Here is a 17,283-nt window from a genome sequence, read left to right as displayed (position 1 = left end):
TGTTCTGGCATGGGTATAAAATTGCGCTCTTTTGTGGGTATGAATTCGCGAAATCAACTGTATCCGGCGGCCCGTAATGCCGCCATCAATTCCGAGCGCGACCCGGCATCCAATCGACGTCGAATACGGGACACGTGGTGCTCCACGGTCTTCGCCGAGATGAACAGGCGGGCACCGATCTCGCGGTATGTGAATCCCTGCAGGAGTTCTCGTGCGACCTCGGCCTCGCGCTCGGTCAGCAGGCCGTCGACCGGTCGGGGTCGCCGCCGATCCGCGTCGACCGACCGGGCCGTCTCCAGCAGGCCCGCCGACGTGCCCGGGTCGCCGGTGCGTAACGCCGCGATCCCCGCCAGACGGCTTGCTTCCCAATCCAGTCCACGCAACCGAAGGGCGGCCACCGCGTCCGCCACCTGGGCGTCATCGGTGGTCCCCGCCGGCTCGAAGGTGAGCGCAGTCCACGCGCGGGCGGCCGTCACGAGGCCCGACGTCCTCGCGTTGCGCCCGGCGACTCCCTCGAGCAATCGTCGACGCTCGGTTGCGAGCCCGGTATCGCGGGCGCTCACCGCTGCCTGGACTCCGGCGAAATGCCACGGTGCCGCCCAGGACACCGGATTCTCCAGCGTTTCGAGTAACCGGTCGGCCGCGGTGATGTGCCGATCGATCGACGCCGTGTCGTCCAAGCGTGCAGCGACCTGCCAGAACTCGGCGAGGGGTCGCAGGAGATAGAGATCGATCTCGGTCGCGGCCGACAGTGCCGGCGCTTCCGGCCACAGTGCAGCGAGTGCCGGGGTGTCGCCGTTGCGGTGCGCGAGGCCGAGGCGGACGGCGTGCGTCCGCAGGCGGTCGACCGCACCGGCCGGCTCGTCGGCCGGCAGCAGGCGAGTGACCGCGTCGAGGTCTCCACTGGCCAGCGCGATCTCGGCATCGAGCAGGGCCCCGGCCGCGCAGTCACCCGCAGCTTTCCGAAGCGCGCGGGCCGCGTTGAGGTCACCGCTGTTCAGCGCCAGTGCGGTCGCGGCGTGCAGGGTTCGCGCCACCGCCGGGTCCCACCGGCTCGGCATGGTGGCAGTGAGCCCCCGGACCACGAGATCGACCGTGTCACCAGCCGCGCCGTCACCGTCTGTCTGGTTGTCGGAGACCGACGCGAGCAGACCCCGGACCGCCCGTGACCGTACCGCTCGAGCACCCACCGGCGGGCGCCCCGCATCAGCGGCGGCGACCGCCGCGGCACCTGTCCGGTCGCCGACCGCCACCAGTGCCGTCACCGCGGAAAGGGATTCGGCCGCAATGTTCTCCGGGCCGAGCCAACGGTAGAGGTCAGCCGCGTGAGACCCGAGACCCCGGTGGGCCGCGACGAGAGCCGCAATCCCCACCCAGTGCTCGATCCCGTCATCCGTGGGACGAGCCGACTCCAGCCGGAGGTCCGCGACCTCGCCCGCGCCGTCGACATCACCGGAGGCCAAGGCGCGCTGGGCCATCAGGAGACGGACGTCGTCACGGCCCGGTTCCAGACGGTCGGCGGCCCGGAGCAGGACCACCGCGCGCGCCGCGGTGGCATCGGCTGCACCGGCGAGCAAGGTGTCGACCAGACGGGGATCCTCGATCCCCGATTCCGCAGCGTGCAACGCGTCGTCGGCGGTCAGTTCACTGGCACGCAGACGCACCGCTATCGACGTCCGGCGGAGCTGATCGAGTCGCCGGTTCCCGACGACCGCGCGAAGCGGATCGCCGGCGGCCGAGACGAAGACGTCCGCTCCGAGCAACAGACCGCTCCCCCGCGCCCGGTCGAGTGCCTCAACCGCTGCCTCGAACGGGACGCCGAGCGTCTCGGCGAGGCTCTCCGGGTCCAGCGGCGCCCGCAGCGACGCGAGGGCCAGGACGGACAGTGTCGTCGGGTCGAGGCCTCGGAGCAGACGATGGTGACGGTCGCGTGCCACACGCTCGACGACCACCAGTTCGTCCACGCTCTCGCCGGGCACCGCAGCCGCCACTTCCTCCCGGATGGAGAGCAACGCAGAGATGACGACGTTGCGTGCACCGCCACAGCGTCGTCGGATCAGCGACGCGGTGGCCGGCGTGAGCGTGAGACCGGCCCGAGCCGCATGAACGAGGACGTCCGCCGTGTTCATCGTGCCGAGTTCGAGGACCGCGCCGTAGCGGCGAGCGACGTCGAGCACCGTGCGAAGAGCCGGGTCGGTTTCCCGTGGTTCGGTTGTGGCGATCAGTCCGATGGTTCCGGCGTCGATCATCGTCGCCGTCCGCGCGACGAGGTCACCCGGCCAGTTGTGGAGGTCGTGGGCCAGCACCACCGTCGGACCGGCCGTGTCACCTCCGGCCGGCATGCCGACGCTGACCGGGACGTCGAGTTCGCGCAACCGCTCGTGCACGACGTCCAGCAGACCGCTGCGTCCGCTTCCCGGGATGCCGACGACGACCGCACAGATCGGGAGCCCCGTGCGCGCACGGTCGAGGACGTCGTCGACCCACGTCGACAACGAGTCCCGGCGATCACCGATCGTCGGGGTGGGCGACGCGGTCACCCGCCCCGCGTCAGCAGACGACACGGGTGACGCCACACAGGACCTGACCGGTGCCGTCGAGAATCTTGCCGGGCACCTGCAGGACACCGCCCGAGGTGCCCCCGCCACCGCCCCCGGTGCTCGGCTGCTCGGGGACATCGGGGCTTGGTTGCTGATCGGGGACGGGCGCGGGAACGGTATCCACCGGCGCCGGCGCGGGAGGCGGGGCCGCCGGTGCGGGGGCCTGCCCGCCGGTCGCGGGTGCCTGTCCTCCGCGGGGCGCGCTGGTGGTCCCCGGCGCCGAGGTACCCGCCGGGACGGGAGCCGTCGATTGCCGCCGGGCGGGAGTTCCGGTGCCGGTGCCCGCGGCACGCGTACCGGCGTCGGCGGCACGGGTGCCGGTCGCAGCGTCGGCCACGGTCGGCGCGGGTTGGCCGGGCTTTCCCGGAGTTGCGTCGACCGGCGTCGTCACCGCACCGGCGGGAGGCGGCGTCGCCTCGCCGGTGGACCCGACCAGACCCGTCCCCACCGACAGTCCGGTGGCCGAGACCAGCACCAACGCCGCGGCACCTGCCGTGATCAGGATTCCCCGCCGGCGCCGGGACAAACGGGGGGCCGGAGTGGTCACCGTGGTGCTGGGCGCCGGCACGATCTCACGCATCGGGCGTTCCCCCGGCAACGGTGCGAGCGCCTGTCCCGGGATCTCGGTGGTCGGCTCGGGCGCGGCGGACGCATGTGCGCCGAGGGCGGCGATTCCGAGCAGCGCACCACCGGCCGCGGACGCCGATCCGGGTTGGGGATCGAGGAGCACCGGCACGCGCAGGGTTGCCGACAGCATCTCGGTGACGAGCGGGATGGACGCGCCCCCACCGGCGAGAACGATCGCGGTGACGGGGACCGGGTGACCTCCCGCCTGGTCGACGCCCGCACTCGCGAGTGCCTCCCGGATCAGCGCCACCGACTCGGCGATCGGCCCCCGCACCAGGTCCTCGACGTCATCGCGGACGAGTCGGGCGACGGTGGTCGTCTCCCCGACGCGGACGTCGACGACCGCGTCGGTGTCGACCGAGAGGGCTTCCTTGGCGCGCCGGCACTCGGAGCGGAGTCGGGTCAGGTCGTCGAGCACCGACGAGGCACGGCCGGGAGCCGGCTCGGCGTCGACGCCGGTGACCCGCAACGTATGTGCCAGCAGGAGCCGGTCGAACTCGTTGCCGCTGACCGAGTCGAGCCGGAGCGGTCGGCTCACCACGCGGGGTTCGTCACCGATGGCGAGCACGGTGACGGTCAGCGCGGAAGCGCCGAGGTCATAGCCGATCACCAGACCCTCACCGAGGGCACCTTCGCTGTGTTCGACGGCGGCCAGTGTCGCCCGCGACTCCGACACCCAGCTGATCTCGCCCGTCGGCACGTCGTCCCGTGCGCGGAGGGCAGCGTGGGCTTCGTCGACCGCTAGCGACGTCCACGTGTCGGGGTGCACGACGGTCAGGTGTTCGACGGGGTCGGTGAGGTCGAGTCGAGTGAGCAGCGCGGCGACCGCCTCGGCGTGGATCTGCGCGGCGGGTCGGCTCTGGCCACGGTCGTCCAGTACCGGCACCGGATCGCCGACACGGTCGAGGAAGTCGCCGGAACCCACCAGGCCGACGGTCTCGACCGAGAGCGAGTTCTCCCACGAATGTTCCGAGGCCACGACCGCGACGCTGTTCGCGCTCCCGACCTTCACACCGATCGTGATGCCCATGTCGGTCAGCTCCTGTTCCCACCCGCGGGGGTGGTCGATGGCGGATCACCGGCCACTCGCGCAGCGTGGGTGTTCGTCTCATGGTTCGTGCCGCGACCGATGCGGGCGCTGCACTTCACTGAGTGTGTCGCGGGCCATTACCCGACCGTTAGCGTTTCGGCCGGGATTAGGGGAAAACTCCCCCGCCCCCTACCTGTGCCGCCCCCGGGATCGGTCCCCTGTTCACCGGGACCGCGACAGGACTAGGGATTTGCCCCGATGCCCCGGAGCGCGCCGCTGCCTAGCGTCGAACTCGACACGGGATCGAACTGCGATCTCTCCGACGAAGGAACGACGCCATGCCGACCAATGCGGTACTCGACTTCATCCTCGGTCTGCTCCGCGACGAGGAAGCATTCAACAGCTATTGCGGTAATCCCCAGGCGGCGATCGACCGCGCCGGGCTCACCGGGATCACGCCCGCCCACATCTCGGCGGCAGCCCCACTCGTCGCCGACTCCGGACTGGCCGCCGGCGGCGCTGCCGGTGGTGGCCTCGGCGCCCTCGTCGGCGGCGGTTCGGTCGGCGGGGCCGTCGGCGGGGCAGTCGGAGGGGCAGTCGGAGGCGGAATCGGATTCGGGCTCGGGGGACTGGGCCTCGGTGACATCAATCTCGGCGGGGGCGGCATCGGCCTCGGTGGCGTGAACTTCGGCGGCGTGAACCTCGGCGGGATCGGCCTGAGCGACTTCGACTTCGGCGGACTCCTCGGCGGTATCGGGCTCGGGGGCGTCGACCTGTCCGGCCTCTCCCTCGCCGACCTGGACCTCGGCGGTATCGCCTTCGGTGACCTGGACCTGGCCGGTCAGCTGGCCGTCGCCCTCGGCGCGGCCCTGTCCGCCGGGCTGGGCGCCGGAGGTGCCGTGGCCGCACAGTTCGGCGCCACCCTGGGCGCCGCCCTGGACACCGTGGTCGCCGGCGGCCTCGAACTGAGTGCGGGTGCCGGACCGGTGATCGCCGGTGCGCTGGCCGGCGCGATCGACGCCGAAGGTGCACTGATCGGTCAGCTCGGGGCATCACTCGACGCCCTCCTCGCCGCGGGCGCCGGACTCGGAGGCGGACTCGCCGCCCAGTTGTCGTCGGCGCTCGGTGCGGGCGGCGAACTCGCCGGCGAGTTCGGCGCGACCCTCGGCGGACTGCTCGGCGCCACCCTCGGTGCCGGCGGTGCGCTCGGCGCCGATCTCGCCACCGCGCTCGCCGCCGGACTCGGTGCGGGCGGCGCCATCTCCGCGGTCCTCTCCGGCGCGCTCGGCCTCGGTGCCGACCTCTCGGCCGACCTCACCGCCGCCCTCACCTCGACGCTCGGCGTCGCCGGCGACCTGTCCGCGACGCTGTCCGGGCTACTCGACGCGCAGGCCGTCGCCGACCTGTCCGGTGAGCTCGGTGCGACCCTCACCGGTGCCCTTGGCTCGACCCTGGCGGCGGGCGGTTCGGCCGCCGCGTCGGTCGGCACCGCTCTGGGCGTTGCTCTGACCTCCACCGCTGCCGCGGCCGGCGGACTGGCGCTGACCGGTGCGGCGGGTGCGAACGCGGTTCTCGGCGGTGCGCTGACCGCCGCTCTCGGAGTGGGCGGGGGTGCCCAGGCGGGTCTTGCGGCGACCCTGGAATCGGTGCTGGCCGCCGGTGGTCTGGTCGACCTCGACGCGGTCCTCGCCGCGGGTGGCGACCTGGGCGCGACCGTCGGCGGCGCGCTCGCCGCGGGCCTCGAAGCCGGCGGCGACGCGGCGGGTGCCCTGGGCGCCGCACTCGGCGGCACCCTGGCCGGCGCGCTGGACGGCGGCCTCGCGGCCGATCTGACTGCCGGGCTCGGTGGTGCACTCGAGACCGGACTGGGTCTCGGGACAGGACTGGGCGCCGGTCTCGGCAGCGTCTTCGAGGGCTCCGTCGGGGGCGCCCTCGAAGGCGGGCTGAACGTGGTCGGCGGTCTGGGTGGCGAGTTGGGTGGCGCACTCGGCGGGCTGCTGTCGGCCGGCGTCGGTCTGGACACCGCGCTGAGCACCGTGCTCAGCGGCGTCCTGGGAGCAGCTGCCGGTGCCGATCTCGGGGCCGCGCTGGGCGGGGCTCTCGAACTCGGCGGCGTGCTCGGCACCGACCTGACCGGCCTCCTCGACGCAGGCCTGACCACCGACCTGGCCGCCCAGTTGGGGGCCGCGCTCGGCGGCGGCGGCGACCTCGCTGCACAACTAGGTGCCGCGCTCGGCGGTGTACTCGGTGCGACCGCGGGTGTCGACGGCATCCTCGACGCCGCGGCGGGTGCCGGTCTCGGTGTCGGCGAGCTACTGGCCGGTGACCTCGGTGGGGCGCTCGGCGTCGACGGCGCCCTCATCACCCAACTCGGTGGAGCACTGGACGCCGCGCTCGGGGCGGGCGCCGATCTGGGCCTGGTCACCGAGACAGCCGGCGACCTCACCGCCACGCTGGGGACCGTCCTCGGAGCCGGCGGCGATGTGGGAGCCGACCTCGGCGCCTCACTCGGTGCCGTTCTCGGTACCGCGCTGACCGGCGACCTCGGCGGTGACCTCGCCGGACAGCTGGCCGGCGGAGCCGACCTGGGCGGTGCCCTCACCAGCACGCTGAGCAACGCGCTCGACGTCGATCTGGCGGCCACGAACGGTCTGGTCACGACCCTGGAGTCGACACTGCAGGGCGGTCTCAACGGGGCGTTGACGGGTGAGCTCGGTGCGGTGCTCAACCCGAGTCTCGTGATCTCGCCGGAGGACGGCATCAACGTCGGCGGCCCGATCCTGACCGGCGACCTCACCGGCGGTGCCGTCGGTGATCTGACCGGAGGCCTCGAGACGGGGCTCGGCGGCGGACTCGCCGGACTCGGGACGACGCTGGAGTCGGGGCTCGGTTCGACTCTCGGCGGCGATCTGGGCCTCGGCGGAGGCCTGGGCCTCGACAGCTCGCTCCCCGCGGATGTCACCGGCGACCTGACGACCGCCGTCTCCGGTGCGGCCGGCGGCGCGGCGACCGTCGGCGGTGACGCGACCGCGGCGGTCGGGTCGAGCCTGGGCGGCACCCTCGGCGCGACGACCGATGCGATCGGCAACCTGGGCGCCGACCTGCCGGGTGACCTCTCCGGCAGCCTGACCGGTGGACTCACCGGCGGCGGCGAGGCCGGTGGCGGCGTCGACCTCGGCGGTGTCGGCGGCGGCGATGTGGACCTCGGCGGCACCACCTCCACCGACGCCGGACTCCATGGCGCCCTCGACTCGACGGTCGGTGGCGCCCTCGACACGACGAGCGGCCTCACCGGAGATCTCACCGGAGGGCTGACGGGTGGTTTGACCGGCGACCTCACCGGTGGGCTGGGAGCCGACTCGGGTGTCGGTACCACCGCATCCGGAGACGTCGACGCCGGACCCGACGCCGGCTGACCCCGGACCCGACGGCTTCGCCCCGGCATCGCCCGACGCCAGTTGATCACTGGACGCGGACGGTGCCGGGGCCGACCTCGTCTCCGCGGTGCGCACCGGACACCCTCCCCAATGCCGACCGCGTGCGCCGACTCAGAACTACCGTGAGGACACCATGACAAGTTCCCCCGCCGAGATCCCGCCCGCCAGACGAACGGACGAGGTCGCGCATGTCCCTGCGGCCGGCACCCAGGCAACACCGTCGACCATCGGCGATCTGCTGGCCACCATGTCGGAGGTGGCCCGCGAGGTCGGGCGAACCGACCTCGTCACCCGCCTCGACGGCGCCCGGACCCGCATCTCCGACCCTCGCCTGCGAATTGTCGTGGTGGGACAGCTCAAACAGGGCAAGAGCCACTTCGTCAACGCCCTGCTGAACCTCGACGTGTGCTCGGTGGGAGACGACGAGACGACCGCGGTGCCGACCGTGATCTCGCACGCGCCCCAGCCGACCGCCCACCTCGTCGTCGACGGTCCGGCCGCCGACAGTCGCATCCCGGTCCCGATGGAGGCGATCGGTGCCGTCACCCCCGATTCGCCTCTCGCCGGTGGCCGCGAGGTGCTGCGGCTGGAGATCGGTGCGCCGGGCCCGCTGCTGGCGGACGGGCTCGTCCTCGTCGACACCCCCGGGGTCGGTGGTCACGGACACCCCTACGCCGCAGCCACACTGGGCATGGTGGCGGCCGCCGACGCAGTGCTGGTGCTGTCGGACGCCAGCCAGGAGTTCACGGCGCCGGAGATGTCCTTCCTCCAGCAGGTGATCGGGCTGTGCCCGACCGTCGCCTGTCTGCTCACGAAGACCGACCTGTATCCGCACTGGCGGGCCGTCGCCGACGCCGATCGCTCGCATCTCCAGGCCGCCGGGATGGACATTCCCCTGCTTCCGGTGTCGTCGGTGCTACGTTCGCACGCGCTGCGCCTGGGCGACGAACAACTGAACGCCGAAGCCGGATTCCTCGACCTCTACCGGTACCTTCGCGATCACGTGGTGGCGACCGCCCAGCAGGCGACCCGCGGAGCGGTCGCCACCGACCTCCGGGTGGTCAGTGAGCATCTCGCCCTCACCCTCGGCAGCGAGCTGGCAGCGCTCCGCGATCCGGACACCGCCACCAAAGCCGTCCGGGCGCTGCACGAGGCCAAGGCCGACGCCGAGGCGATGCGCCGCCAATCCGCGCAGTGGCAACAGACTCTGGCCGACGGGGTCGCCGACCTCGCCGCCGACATCGACCACGATCTCCGCGATCGGCTCCGCGCGGTCACTCGCGAGGCCGAACGCGCCATCGACGAGGGCGATCCGGGCGTCGACTGGGAGCAACTCGCCGAGTGGCTGACCGAGCAGACGGCGACGGTCATCGGCGACAACTTCGTCTGGGCTCACGAACGGTCGGTCTGGCTGGCCGAGCGGGTCGCCGACCATTTCGCGGCCGCCGGCCAGACTTCCCTCCCCGACTTCGATGCCGCCGATCTGACCGGTGTGCTCGACTCGGTGGCAGAACTCGCCGAACTCGACAGCGGCAAGGTCGGTGTCACCCAGAAACTGCTGATCGGCATGCGGGGGTCCTACGGCGGCGTGCTGATGTTCGGGCTCATCTCGACGATGGTCGGCATGGCCCTGATCAACCCGGTGTCGGTAGGTGCCGGACTCCTGTTGGGCACCAAGGCATACCGCGACGACAAGCAGGCGAAGATACTAGAACGCCGAGCCAAGGCGAAGGTGGCGGTACGGGCGTTCACCGACGACGTCAGCTTCCAGGTGGGCAAGGAATCGCGGGACCGGTTGCGGGTGATCCAGCGCGTGCTGCGCGACCACTTCAGCTCGGTCGCCGAGCAGACCGCTCGCTCCATCTCCGAATCCCTCAGTGCCGCACAGTCGGCGGCCACCTCAACCGAGTCCGAACGGACCCGGCGGGCCGCCGAGCTCGAGTCCCGGCTGGCAGCGGTTGCCGCCCTGCGCAAGGCCGCCGATCATTTCGACCCCGCTTCCCTCGACCCCGCGCCCCTCGACCCGGCTCACACCGAACCGGCGCCAGCGAAGGTCGGTCGTCACGCGGCCGGACAGTCCCGCTGATGGCCGGGATCGATCGTGCACGTTTGCTACTCGACGCCGCGCGTGGCGTCCTGGCCGACGATCCGCGTGCGCAGGGCGAACTCGATCTCTGTGAGCACCGGATGTATCAACCGGTGCGGGTCGCGCTGGCTGGGTCCTTGAAGGCCGGCAAGTCGACCCTGCTCAATGCGCTTGTCGGACAGGACATCGCCCCGACCGATGCGACCGAGTGCACCCGGGTCGTGACCTGGTACCGCAGCGGCCGGTCGCCGTCGGTGACCGCACACGTCGACGACGGTCGCGCGGTCCCGATCCCGGTGACCCGGGTCGACGGACGCCTGGGCTTCGACTTCGGGCACCTCACCGCTGATCGCGTAGACCATCTCGACGTCGAATGGCCCTCCCGCGCACTGCAATCCACCACGATCGTGGACACACCGGGCACCGCGTCGCTGTCGACGGAACTGTCCGACTCCACAATTCGCCTCCTCGCACCCCGGGCGGACGAGCACCGGGGTCAATCGGGGGTCGACGCGGTCGTCTACCTGCTTCGGTCTCTCACCGCCACGGACACGGCCATGCTGCGACGCATCGGCACCGCCATCGGCGGTTCGTCGGGCCCGCTGGGGGTGATCGGCGTCGTGTCGCGTGCCGACGAGCTGGGCGCCGGCCGGATGGACGCGATGATCTCCGCCCAACAGATCGCCGGGCGCTTCGCCGGTGAACTCGAGCGGACCGGACTCTGCCAGGCGGTGGTCCCCGTCGCGGGGCTGCTCGCCCTGGCGGCCCGCACGCTGCGCGAGGTCGAGTTCCGCGCGCTGGCACAGCTGGCCTCGACGCCGGGACCGGAGCTCGAGTCGGCGTTGCTGACGGTGGATCGTTTCGCGCGGCCCGACATCTTGCCCCACATCCCCGCCGCCCTCCGACGCTCACTCGCCGAGCGGTTCGGCGTCTTCGGCATCCGACTGGCGGTCACGCTCGTCCGTTTCGGCGCGACGTCGTCGACCGCGCTGGCCGCGGAACTCCTCGAACGCAGCGGTCTGCCGGAGTTGAGTGCCATCATCGACACCCAGTTCGCCCAGCGTGCCGACGAACTCAAATCCCATTCGGCACTGGTCACCCTCGATCACCTGCTGGCGGCGTGCGCGTCGACGCGGGCGGCGGAGCTACGGGCCTCGGTCCGACGAGAGCTCGCCGACGTGCACGGTTTCCGCGAACTGCGTGTCCTCACCACCATCCGCGGCGGTGGTCTCGACCTGCCCCCGGATCAGATCGCCGACCTCTCCCGCCTGATCGGCGGCTCGGGAATCGATCCTGCGACACGTCTGGGTCTCCCCGCCGAGACCGATGCGCCGACTGTTCGTTCGACGGCGATCGAGGCCGCTCGCACCTGGCGGTCTCTCGCCGACCACCCACTGATCGCACCGGACGTCGCGTCCGCCTGCCAGGTGGCCGTCCGCAGCGCGGAGGGCATCGTCGCACGACTGGACGAGCCACAGGAAGTTGCCGGCACGACGGGTTTCAGCGCAGGGTTGCACTCACCGCGCGGGTGAAGGTGACTCCGGTGGCGATCAGCGCGATCGCCGCCGCGGCCACCGGCAACCACAGCACCGGCGCGGGCAGGCCGGCGTCGGCGAGCCCGGGCGTCGACGGATCGACGGTGAGGCGGAATCCCACCGCGCCCACGGTCGCGACCAGGGCACCGACCGTCAGCATCATGCGCCCTGCGCGACGACCGGCCCACAGACGCACCGCTCCCGCCACGCCCAGCACCACGACCACGAGTGCGAGACCTGCACCGATGAGCAGGGAGATGTCCACGGCGCGTCCGGCGTCGGTGCCGCTGTCGGGGTGTTCGCGGATCAGGTCGGCGGCCAGGACCGAGCGGAGGTCGTCGAGCGACGCCACGATCAGCAGGACCGTCACCAGGGTCAGCGCGACGGTGACGATCCACCCCAGGACGACCCAGCGGATGGGGCCGGCGCGTTCGGTGGTTCGCTGGGGCCGCATGGGGGTGACGGCGACGCGGGGTCGCGGTGGTGGGGCATCGCCGGGCATCGACATCCTTCGATCGTATGCGCTCGAAATGGTCTGCCCGGCAAACCGAGAATGCGTCGTGAGTATCGGTTTCCGATACTCACGACGCATTCTGTGGACTGGCCGGTCAGGGTCCGGCGGTTGCGCCCGTCAAGGGTGGCGACGCGGCGAGCAGTTGGTTCTCCTCCTCGGTGAAAGCTCGCGCCCGCGAGAGGAATCGAACGCCCTCGGGCGCTTCCAGACTGAACCCGGCACCGCGCCCCTTCACGACGTCGAGGATGAGCTGCGTGTGCTTCCACAGCTCGAACTGGTCACCGTTGATCCAGACCCGCACTGCCGGAATGGGTTCGGGGAGTTCGATCTCGCCGACCAGCACGTCGCGCTGGCCGACCCGGTACTCCCCCACCGGATAACACATCGGGGCCGAGCCGTCACAGCATCCACCGGACTGGTGGATCATGAGTCCGCCGTGCAACTCCGACAACTTGGTCAGGAGCTGCACGGCGGCGTCTGTGGCGACCACCCGATCAGGAGCAATCTGTTCGGTGGTCATTCTCAATCACCTTCTGTGGGTTGGTGAGTGGCTCAGAAGAAGCCCTTCGCGTTCTGAGCGTAACCGACCAGGAGGTTCTTGGTCTGCTGGTAGTGCTCGAGCATCATCAGGTGGTTCTCGCGACCGATGCCGGACTGCTTGTAGCCGCCGAAGGCAGCGTGTGCCGGGTAGTCGTGGTAGGTGTTGGTCCACACACGACCGGCCTGGATCTCGCGGCCCGCACGGTAGGCGGTCGCACCGTCGCGGCTCCACACGCCGGCACCGAGGCCGTACAGGGTGTCGTTGGCGATGTGCATGGCGTCGGAGAAGTCCTTGAAGGTGGTGACCGCGAGGACCGGGCCGAAGATCTCCTCCTGGAAGATGCGCATCTTGTTGTTGCCCTGGAAGACCGTCGGCTTGATGTAGAAGCCGCCGGACAGGTCGCCACCGAGATCCGCGACCTCGCCGCCGGTGAGCACCTGGGCGCCCTCGTCGCGACCGATGGCCAGGTACGACGAGATCTTCTCGAACTGGTCGTTCGATGCCTGTGCACCCATCATGGTGTCGGTGTCGAGCGGGTTGCCCTGCTTGATCTTCGAGACGCGGTCGACGGCCTTGGCGATGAACTCGTCGTAGATGTCCTGCTGGATCAGCGCGCGGCTCGGGCAGGTGCACACCTCGCCCTGGTTGAGCGCGAACATCGAGAAGCCTTCCAACGCACGGTCGAGGAAGCCGTCGTCGGATGCCATGACGTCGTTGAAGAAGATGTTGGGGCTCTTGCCACCGAGCTCGAGGGTGACCGGGATCAGGTTCTCCGACGCGTACTGCATGATCAGGCGTCCGGTGGTGGTCTCACCGGTGAAGGCGATCTTGCGGATGCGGTTGCTCGAAGCGAGGGGCTTGCCGGCCTCGACGCCGAATCCGTTGACCACGTTGAGAACACCGGCGGGCAGCAGGTCGCTGATGAGGCTCACCAGGTAGAGGATCGACGCCGGGGTCTGCTCGGCGGGCTTGAGCACCACCGCGTTGCCGGCGGCGAGAGCCGGGGCGAGCTTCCAGACGGCCATGAGGATCGGGAAGTTCCACGGGATGATCTGGCCGACGACGCCGAGCGGCTCGTGGAAGTGGTACGCCACGGTGTCTTCGTCGATCTCCGAGATCCCGCCCTGCTGGGCGCGCAGCGCACCGGCGAAGTAGCGGAAGTGATCGATGGCGAGCGGGATGTCGGCGGCGAGCGTCTCACGGACGGCCTTGCCGTTGTCCCAGGTCTCGGCGACCGCGAGCTTCTCGAGGTTCTCCTCCATGCGGTCGGCGATGCGGAGCAGTGCGAGGGAGCGCTCGGCGACGGGGGTCTTGCCCCACGCCGGGGCGGCCTTGTGGGCGGCGTCGAGGGCGAGGTCGATGTCCTCGGCGGTCGAGCGGGCGACCTCACAGAACGTCTTGCCGTCCACCGGCGACGGGTTCTCGAAGTACTGGCCCTTCACCGGCGGGGTCCACTGGCCGCCGATCCAGTTGTCGTAGCGCGACTCGTAGCTCATCACCGAGCCATCGGCACCGGGCTTTGCGAAGACGGTCATGGTCACTCCTTGCGTGTCGGCCTCTTCTCGAGGGCGCTGGACTCTGTCACGTAGGACACCCCTGGACGTCCGATGTGATCTGTTCCACACAGTAGGTGTGAGCTCGTTGCACGAGGGTTGCAACGTTCGCAATGCGCCCTGACCAGCCCTGTTGCCGGCTGCGACTCCCCACCGGCTGAGCTCCGTCGAAGCCTCAGACCCCGTAACGCTTGTCGAGCAACCTGATGCGGCCGCCGACGACGGCGCGGTCGGGGTGCCCGACCGGCAGACGGTGTTCGAGGCGACGCCACGCAACGAGGTCGTCGCGCCCGTGGACCGACGACGTCCACTTGCGCAGCGCGGCGACGTCGCCACCGGCGATGAGGCGTGACCGGAGGTCCTCACGCAGTTCCTCGAAGATCTCCGCGATGCCCGGCGCCGTCGACTCGACCAGCAATCCACCGCGGCCGAGGTCGTCGACCACCGACGCCAGGTCGGTTCCGCTCTCGATGCGGGACCGGATGTCGGAGATGTCGGAGGAGATGTCGAGAGTGAGGCGGTAGGGCCGGCTCGCGACGACGTCGGCGCCGAGATCGCGTCGTAGCCGGGAGATCTCGGCGCGCACGCTCACCGGATCGAGCCCCTCCTCGGCGAGCTTCAGGGCCAGCTGCTCGGTGTTGAGTCCCTCCGGAAAGGCCTGCAGCAGAACGAGGATCTCCGCGTGCCGCGGCGACACGGTGCGTGCACTGGTCGCGTCGGCGGTGCGGCGCCAGCGATGCGGACCGTCCCCGAGGACGGTGAGGTGGGCGGCGCTCGACCGCGCGACACCCGTGTGGAAGGTCGCCGGGTCGGCGAGGTCCACGGCGCTCGACTGCAGTTCCCGCTCCACCGCGGCGACCACCGACCGGACCGCCGCGAGCGCGAACGGGGCCGCGACCTCGCGTCCGCCGGTCACGTCGATCACGCCGATGACGTGCCCGGTGAACGGATCGTGCACCGGCGCCGCGGCGCAACTCCATTCCTGGACCGGACCGGCGAAGTGTTCGGGACCGACGATCTGGACACCGCGGTCGACGGCCAGGGCGAGACCGGGCGCGTTGGTGCCGACCGCTTCCTCGCTCCAGACCGAGCCCTCGACGAAGTTGATGTTGCCGGCCTTGTCCCGCGCGGCGGAGTCCCCCTCGACCCACAGCAGCCGTCCGACCTGGTCGGTCAGCGCGACGACGACTCCGGTGTCGGCGATCGCGTCGACCATGAGTGACTGGACCAGGGGTCGGACCGCGGTGATCGGGTGGGTCGCGCGGTACTCGGCGAACTCGTCGGCGGTCATCGTCGACACTGCTTCGCCGGTCGGCAACCCGTCGGCCGGACTGCCGTCGCTGGGATCGATGCCTCGGCTCAGTGAGCGAGCCCAGGAGTCACGGACGATGGAGCGGACCGCGTCCGTCGGGGGCGTGACACCGGAGAGGAATTCCTCATACGCACGGCGGATGCGTGTCGCCACCGCAGCCGCGTCAGTCATGCGCCCTCCGTCACTCGCCATATGCCGACGATTCTGCCTGGCAAACTGTGATCCCGGCAACAATCCGGGTTCACCAGCGTGTAGAGACTACTCGCCCTGGTCAAGCGAACCGCGAGGAGAACTCCCGAGGGGTCATCCCGGTGACGGCCTTGAAGTCGCGGACGAAGTGGGCCTCGTCGGCGTAGGAGAGTTCGGCGGCGAGATCGGCCAGGGTCTCGTCGGGTTCGCGAAGGCGTTCGGCCGCTTCCTGGAGGCGTCGGCGCTGGATGAGCCATTTCGGGGTGAGGCCGAGCCGGCGGCGGGTGAGTCGTTGCAGGCTGCGCTCGGTGACGTGGAACCGCTCGCAGATCTGCGCGACCGCGACCACCGTCGAATCGTTCTCGACCCAGTCGACGATCGCGTTGATCAGGCGACCGTCCTCGTCCATCGGGAGATACCCCCGCAGCCAGTTCTCGACGATGTCCGTCGCGGCACGCTGGGTGTCCTCGTCTTCCGGTGCACGTTCCATCACCGCGCGTACCGACCGTGCGAGGTTCGCGCCGGGCTCGCCGAAGACCACCGACAGTTCGTCGGATCGGTCGGTCCACCGGGCGACGTCTCCCACGAGCAGACCACCGGCCCCCGGGGTGAACATCACGCCGACCGCCCATCCGTCACCGGTGAGGACAGTCTCCGACAGGCCGGTGACCACCCCGTAGAAGCGGGCGTAAGTGTTGCTGATGACGAGCAGACACACCGGGTACTGCAGCACCCGTTGGGGTGCCTCCGCCCCGGGCGATACCGACCAGACCGGCACCCAGAACCGACGGACCATCTCGCCGAGATCTGGGTTCGGCCCCCACCGACCGATGCGGTGGCTCGCATCCGCGGGGTCGACGAGATGTGCGCGTTCGACGTCGTCGAGTCGCATCGATCCCGACTTGTCGGGTTTCATCAATCACCGTCCCCTGCAGTGGCGTTTGACTGTCATCATGACCACCACCACTGACAATGCACCACTGCGCGACCACTACAACTCCTATGCCATCGGTTTCGGCGACGTCATCGCGACCGTGCCCGCCGACGCCTGGTCCAACCCCTCGCCGTGTGACGGCTGGACGGCCCGCGACGTCGTGGGGCACGTCGTCGACACCCAGCGGGACTTCTTCGCCGGACACGGCGTCGACCTCGGCCCCGCCCCGTCGCTCGACGACCCCGTGGCGGCCTGGCGCACCCATCGGGACGCCGTCGCCACGCGTCTCGCCGATCCGTCCATCGCCGACCGCGCCTTCGACGGCCACTTCGGTCCGACCACCATCGGCGAGACCCTGATCCGCTTCTACGGTTTCGACATGATCGCCCATCGATGGGACGTCGCCGCCGCAGCCGGCCTCGGCCATCGCTTCACCGACGACCAACTCGCCGAGATGGAGACCGCGGCAGACGGTTTCGGGGACGCCCTCTACTCCGAAGGGGTCTGCGAGCGCGTCGACATCCCGGCCGGCGCCGACCGTCAGACCGCGCTGCTCGCCCGGCTGGGGAGGCGCGCCTTCTAGGGAATCCAGCCGTTGTGCCGCGGGTGCCGCACCCGCAGGTGGCTGTAGACATAGGTGCTCAGCAGCAGCGCGACACCGGCGCCGATCGCCGGCCACAGGAAGGCGTTGTCGAACGAATCGCGGACGGCCACGACGGCCCACCCGATGACGAACAGGATGAGGGAGATGGTCGCCAGGATGCGGATGACGAGGACCAGCGTGGCGACCAACGCCCACACCGCTTCCCGCGTCCGCCCCGACTGACCTCGCATGGGACCAATCGTAAGGTGGCCGTCCGGACGCCCGCACGTCGGTGCTGGTCACGCTTTCGTCCCCACCGCGCTCCGACACGTGGACAATGGA

General features: G+C 70.6%; 12 protein-coding genes. 4 read left to right on the top strand and 8 right to left on the bottom strand.

Annotated elements, in window-relative coordinates; genetic code table 11:
• Positions 1 to 53: 53 nt before the first annotated feature.
• The gene (locus GKZ92_RS00805; RefSeq protein WP_230461875.1) at positions 54 to 2,564 is read right to left on the bottom strand and encodes a helix-turn-helix domain-containing protein; all 2,511 of its coding nucleotides are present in this window, start codon (positions 2,562 to 2,564) and stop codon (positions 54 to 56) included.
• A complete protein-coding gene (locus GKZ92_RS00800) occupies positions 2,551 to 4,257 on the bottom strand; it encodes an Hsp70 family protein (RefSeq protein WP_035755746.1) in 1,707 nt (568 codons plus the stop codon). Before GKZ92_RS00800 ends, GKZ92_RS00805 begins: the two co-directional genes overlap by 14 nt.
• A gap of 338 nt (positions 4,258 to 4,595) precedes the next feature.
• On the opposite strand from GKZ92_RS00800, the gene GKZ92_RS00795 reads away from it, so the two are divergent.
• From GKZ92_RS00795 to GKZ92_RS00785, 3 genes are all read left to right on the top strand, one after another.
• Entirely contained in the window at positions 4,596 to 7,673 is a 3,078-nt protein-coding gene (locus tag GKZ92_RS00795; RefSeq protein WP_035755747.1) for an IniB N-terminal domain-containing protein, read from the top strand.
• A 154-nt stretch (positions 7,674 to 7,827) separates the two neighbouring features.
• Positions 7,828 to 9,780: a dynamin family protein gene (locus tag GKZ92_RS00790; RefSeq protein ID WP_035755749.1), complete on the top strand. Its 1,953-nt coding sequence runs from the start codon at positions 7,828 to 7,830 to the stop codon at positions 9,778 to 9,780.
• The gene (locus tag GKZ92_RS00785; protein WP_035755751.1) at positions 9,780 to 11,312 is read left to right on the top strand and encodes a dynamin family protein; all 1,533 of its coding nucleotides are present in this window, start codon (positions 9,780 to 9,782) and stop codon (positions 11,310 to 11,312) included. The genes GKZ92_RS00790 and GKZ92_RS00785 overlap by 1 nt, the downstream gene beginning before the upstream one ends.
• Here GKZ92_RS00785 and GKZ92_RS00780 read toward each other — a convergent pair.
• The 5 genes from GKZ92_RS00780 to GKZ92_RS00760 all read right to left on the bottom strand — a co-directional run bounded on the left by GKZ92_RS00780 (position 11,281) and on the right by GKZ92_RS00760 (position 16,340).
• Positions 11,281 to 11,823, bottom strand: coding sequence for a hypothetical protein (locus tag GKZ92_RS00780; RefSeq protein WP_035755753.1), 543 nt, complete (start codon positions 11,821 to 11,823; stop codon positions 11,281 to 11,283). The two genes, GKZ92_RS00785 and GKZ92_RS00780, sit on opposite strands and share 32 nt — an antisense overlap.
• Positions 11,824 to 11,923: 100 nt before the next feature.
• Positions 11,924 to 12,349, bottom strand: coding sequence for a DUF779 domain-containing protein (locus tag GKZ92_RS00775; protein ID WP_006360773.1), 426 nt, complete (start codon positions 12,347 to 12,349; stop codon positions 11,924 to 11,926).
• A 32-nt stretch (positions 12,350 to 12,381) separates the two neighbouring features.
• On the bottom strand, positions 12,382 to 13,905 hold the full coding sequence (gene exaC / locus GKZ92_RS00770; protein ID WP_006360774.1) for an acetaldehyde dehydrogenase ExaC: 1,524 nt from the start codon (positions 13,903 to 13,905) through the stop codon (positions 12,382 to 12,384).
• 193 nt (positions 13,906 to 14,098) lie between these two features.
• Positions 14,099 to 15,406, bottom strand: a complete 1,308-nt coding sequence (locus GKZ92_RS00765; RefSeq protein WP_006360775.1) for a GAF domain-containing protein — start codon at positions 15,404 to 15,406, stop codon at positions 14,099 to 14,101.
• A 100-nt stretch (positions 15,407 to 15,506) separates the two neighbouring features.
• Positions 15,507 to 16,340 (bottom strand): helix-turn-helix domain-containing protein, encoded by an 834-nt coding sequence (locus GKZ92_RS00760; protein ID WP_035755755.1) that lies wholly within the window; start codon positions 16,338 to 16,340, stop codon positions 15,507 to 15,509.
• Between the two features lie 37 nt (positions 16,341 to 16,377).
• Between GKZ92_RS00760 and GKZ92_RS00755 the strand changes: the two genes are divergently transcribed.
• On the top strand, positions 16,378 to 16,941 hold the full coding sequence (locus tag GKZ92_RS00755; RefSeq protein ID WP_035755756.1) for a maleylpyruvate isomerase family mycothiol-dependent enzyme: 564 nt from the start codon (positions 16,378 to 16,380) through the stop codon (positions 16,939 to 16,941).
• On the opposite strand, the gene GKZ92_RS00750 is transcribed toward GKZ92_RS00755, so the two are convergent.
• Positions 16,938 to 17,192 carry a hypothetical protein gene (locus GKZ92_RS00750; RefSeq protein WP_035755758.1) on the bottom strand — a complete coding sequence of 85 codons (255 nt, stop codon included), beginning with the start codon at positions 17,190 to 17,192 and terminating at the stop codon, positions 16,938 to 16,940. The genes GKZ92_RS00755 and GKZ92_RS00750 overlap by 4 nt on opposite strands.
• Positions 17,193 to 17,283: the final 91 nt, after the last annotated feature.

Origin of the sequence: Gordonia sp. 135, from assembly GCF_009720185.1 — a bacterium.
Classification (GTDB): Bacteria; Actinomycetota; Actinomycetes; order Mycobacteriales; family Mycobacteriaceae; genus Gordonia; species Gordonia alkanivorans.
This window is presented reverse-complemented; position numbering and strand designations above follow the sequence as displayed.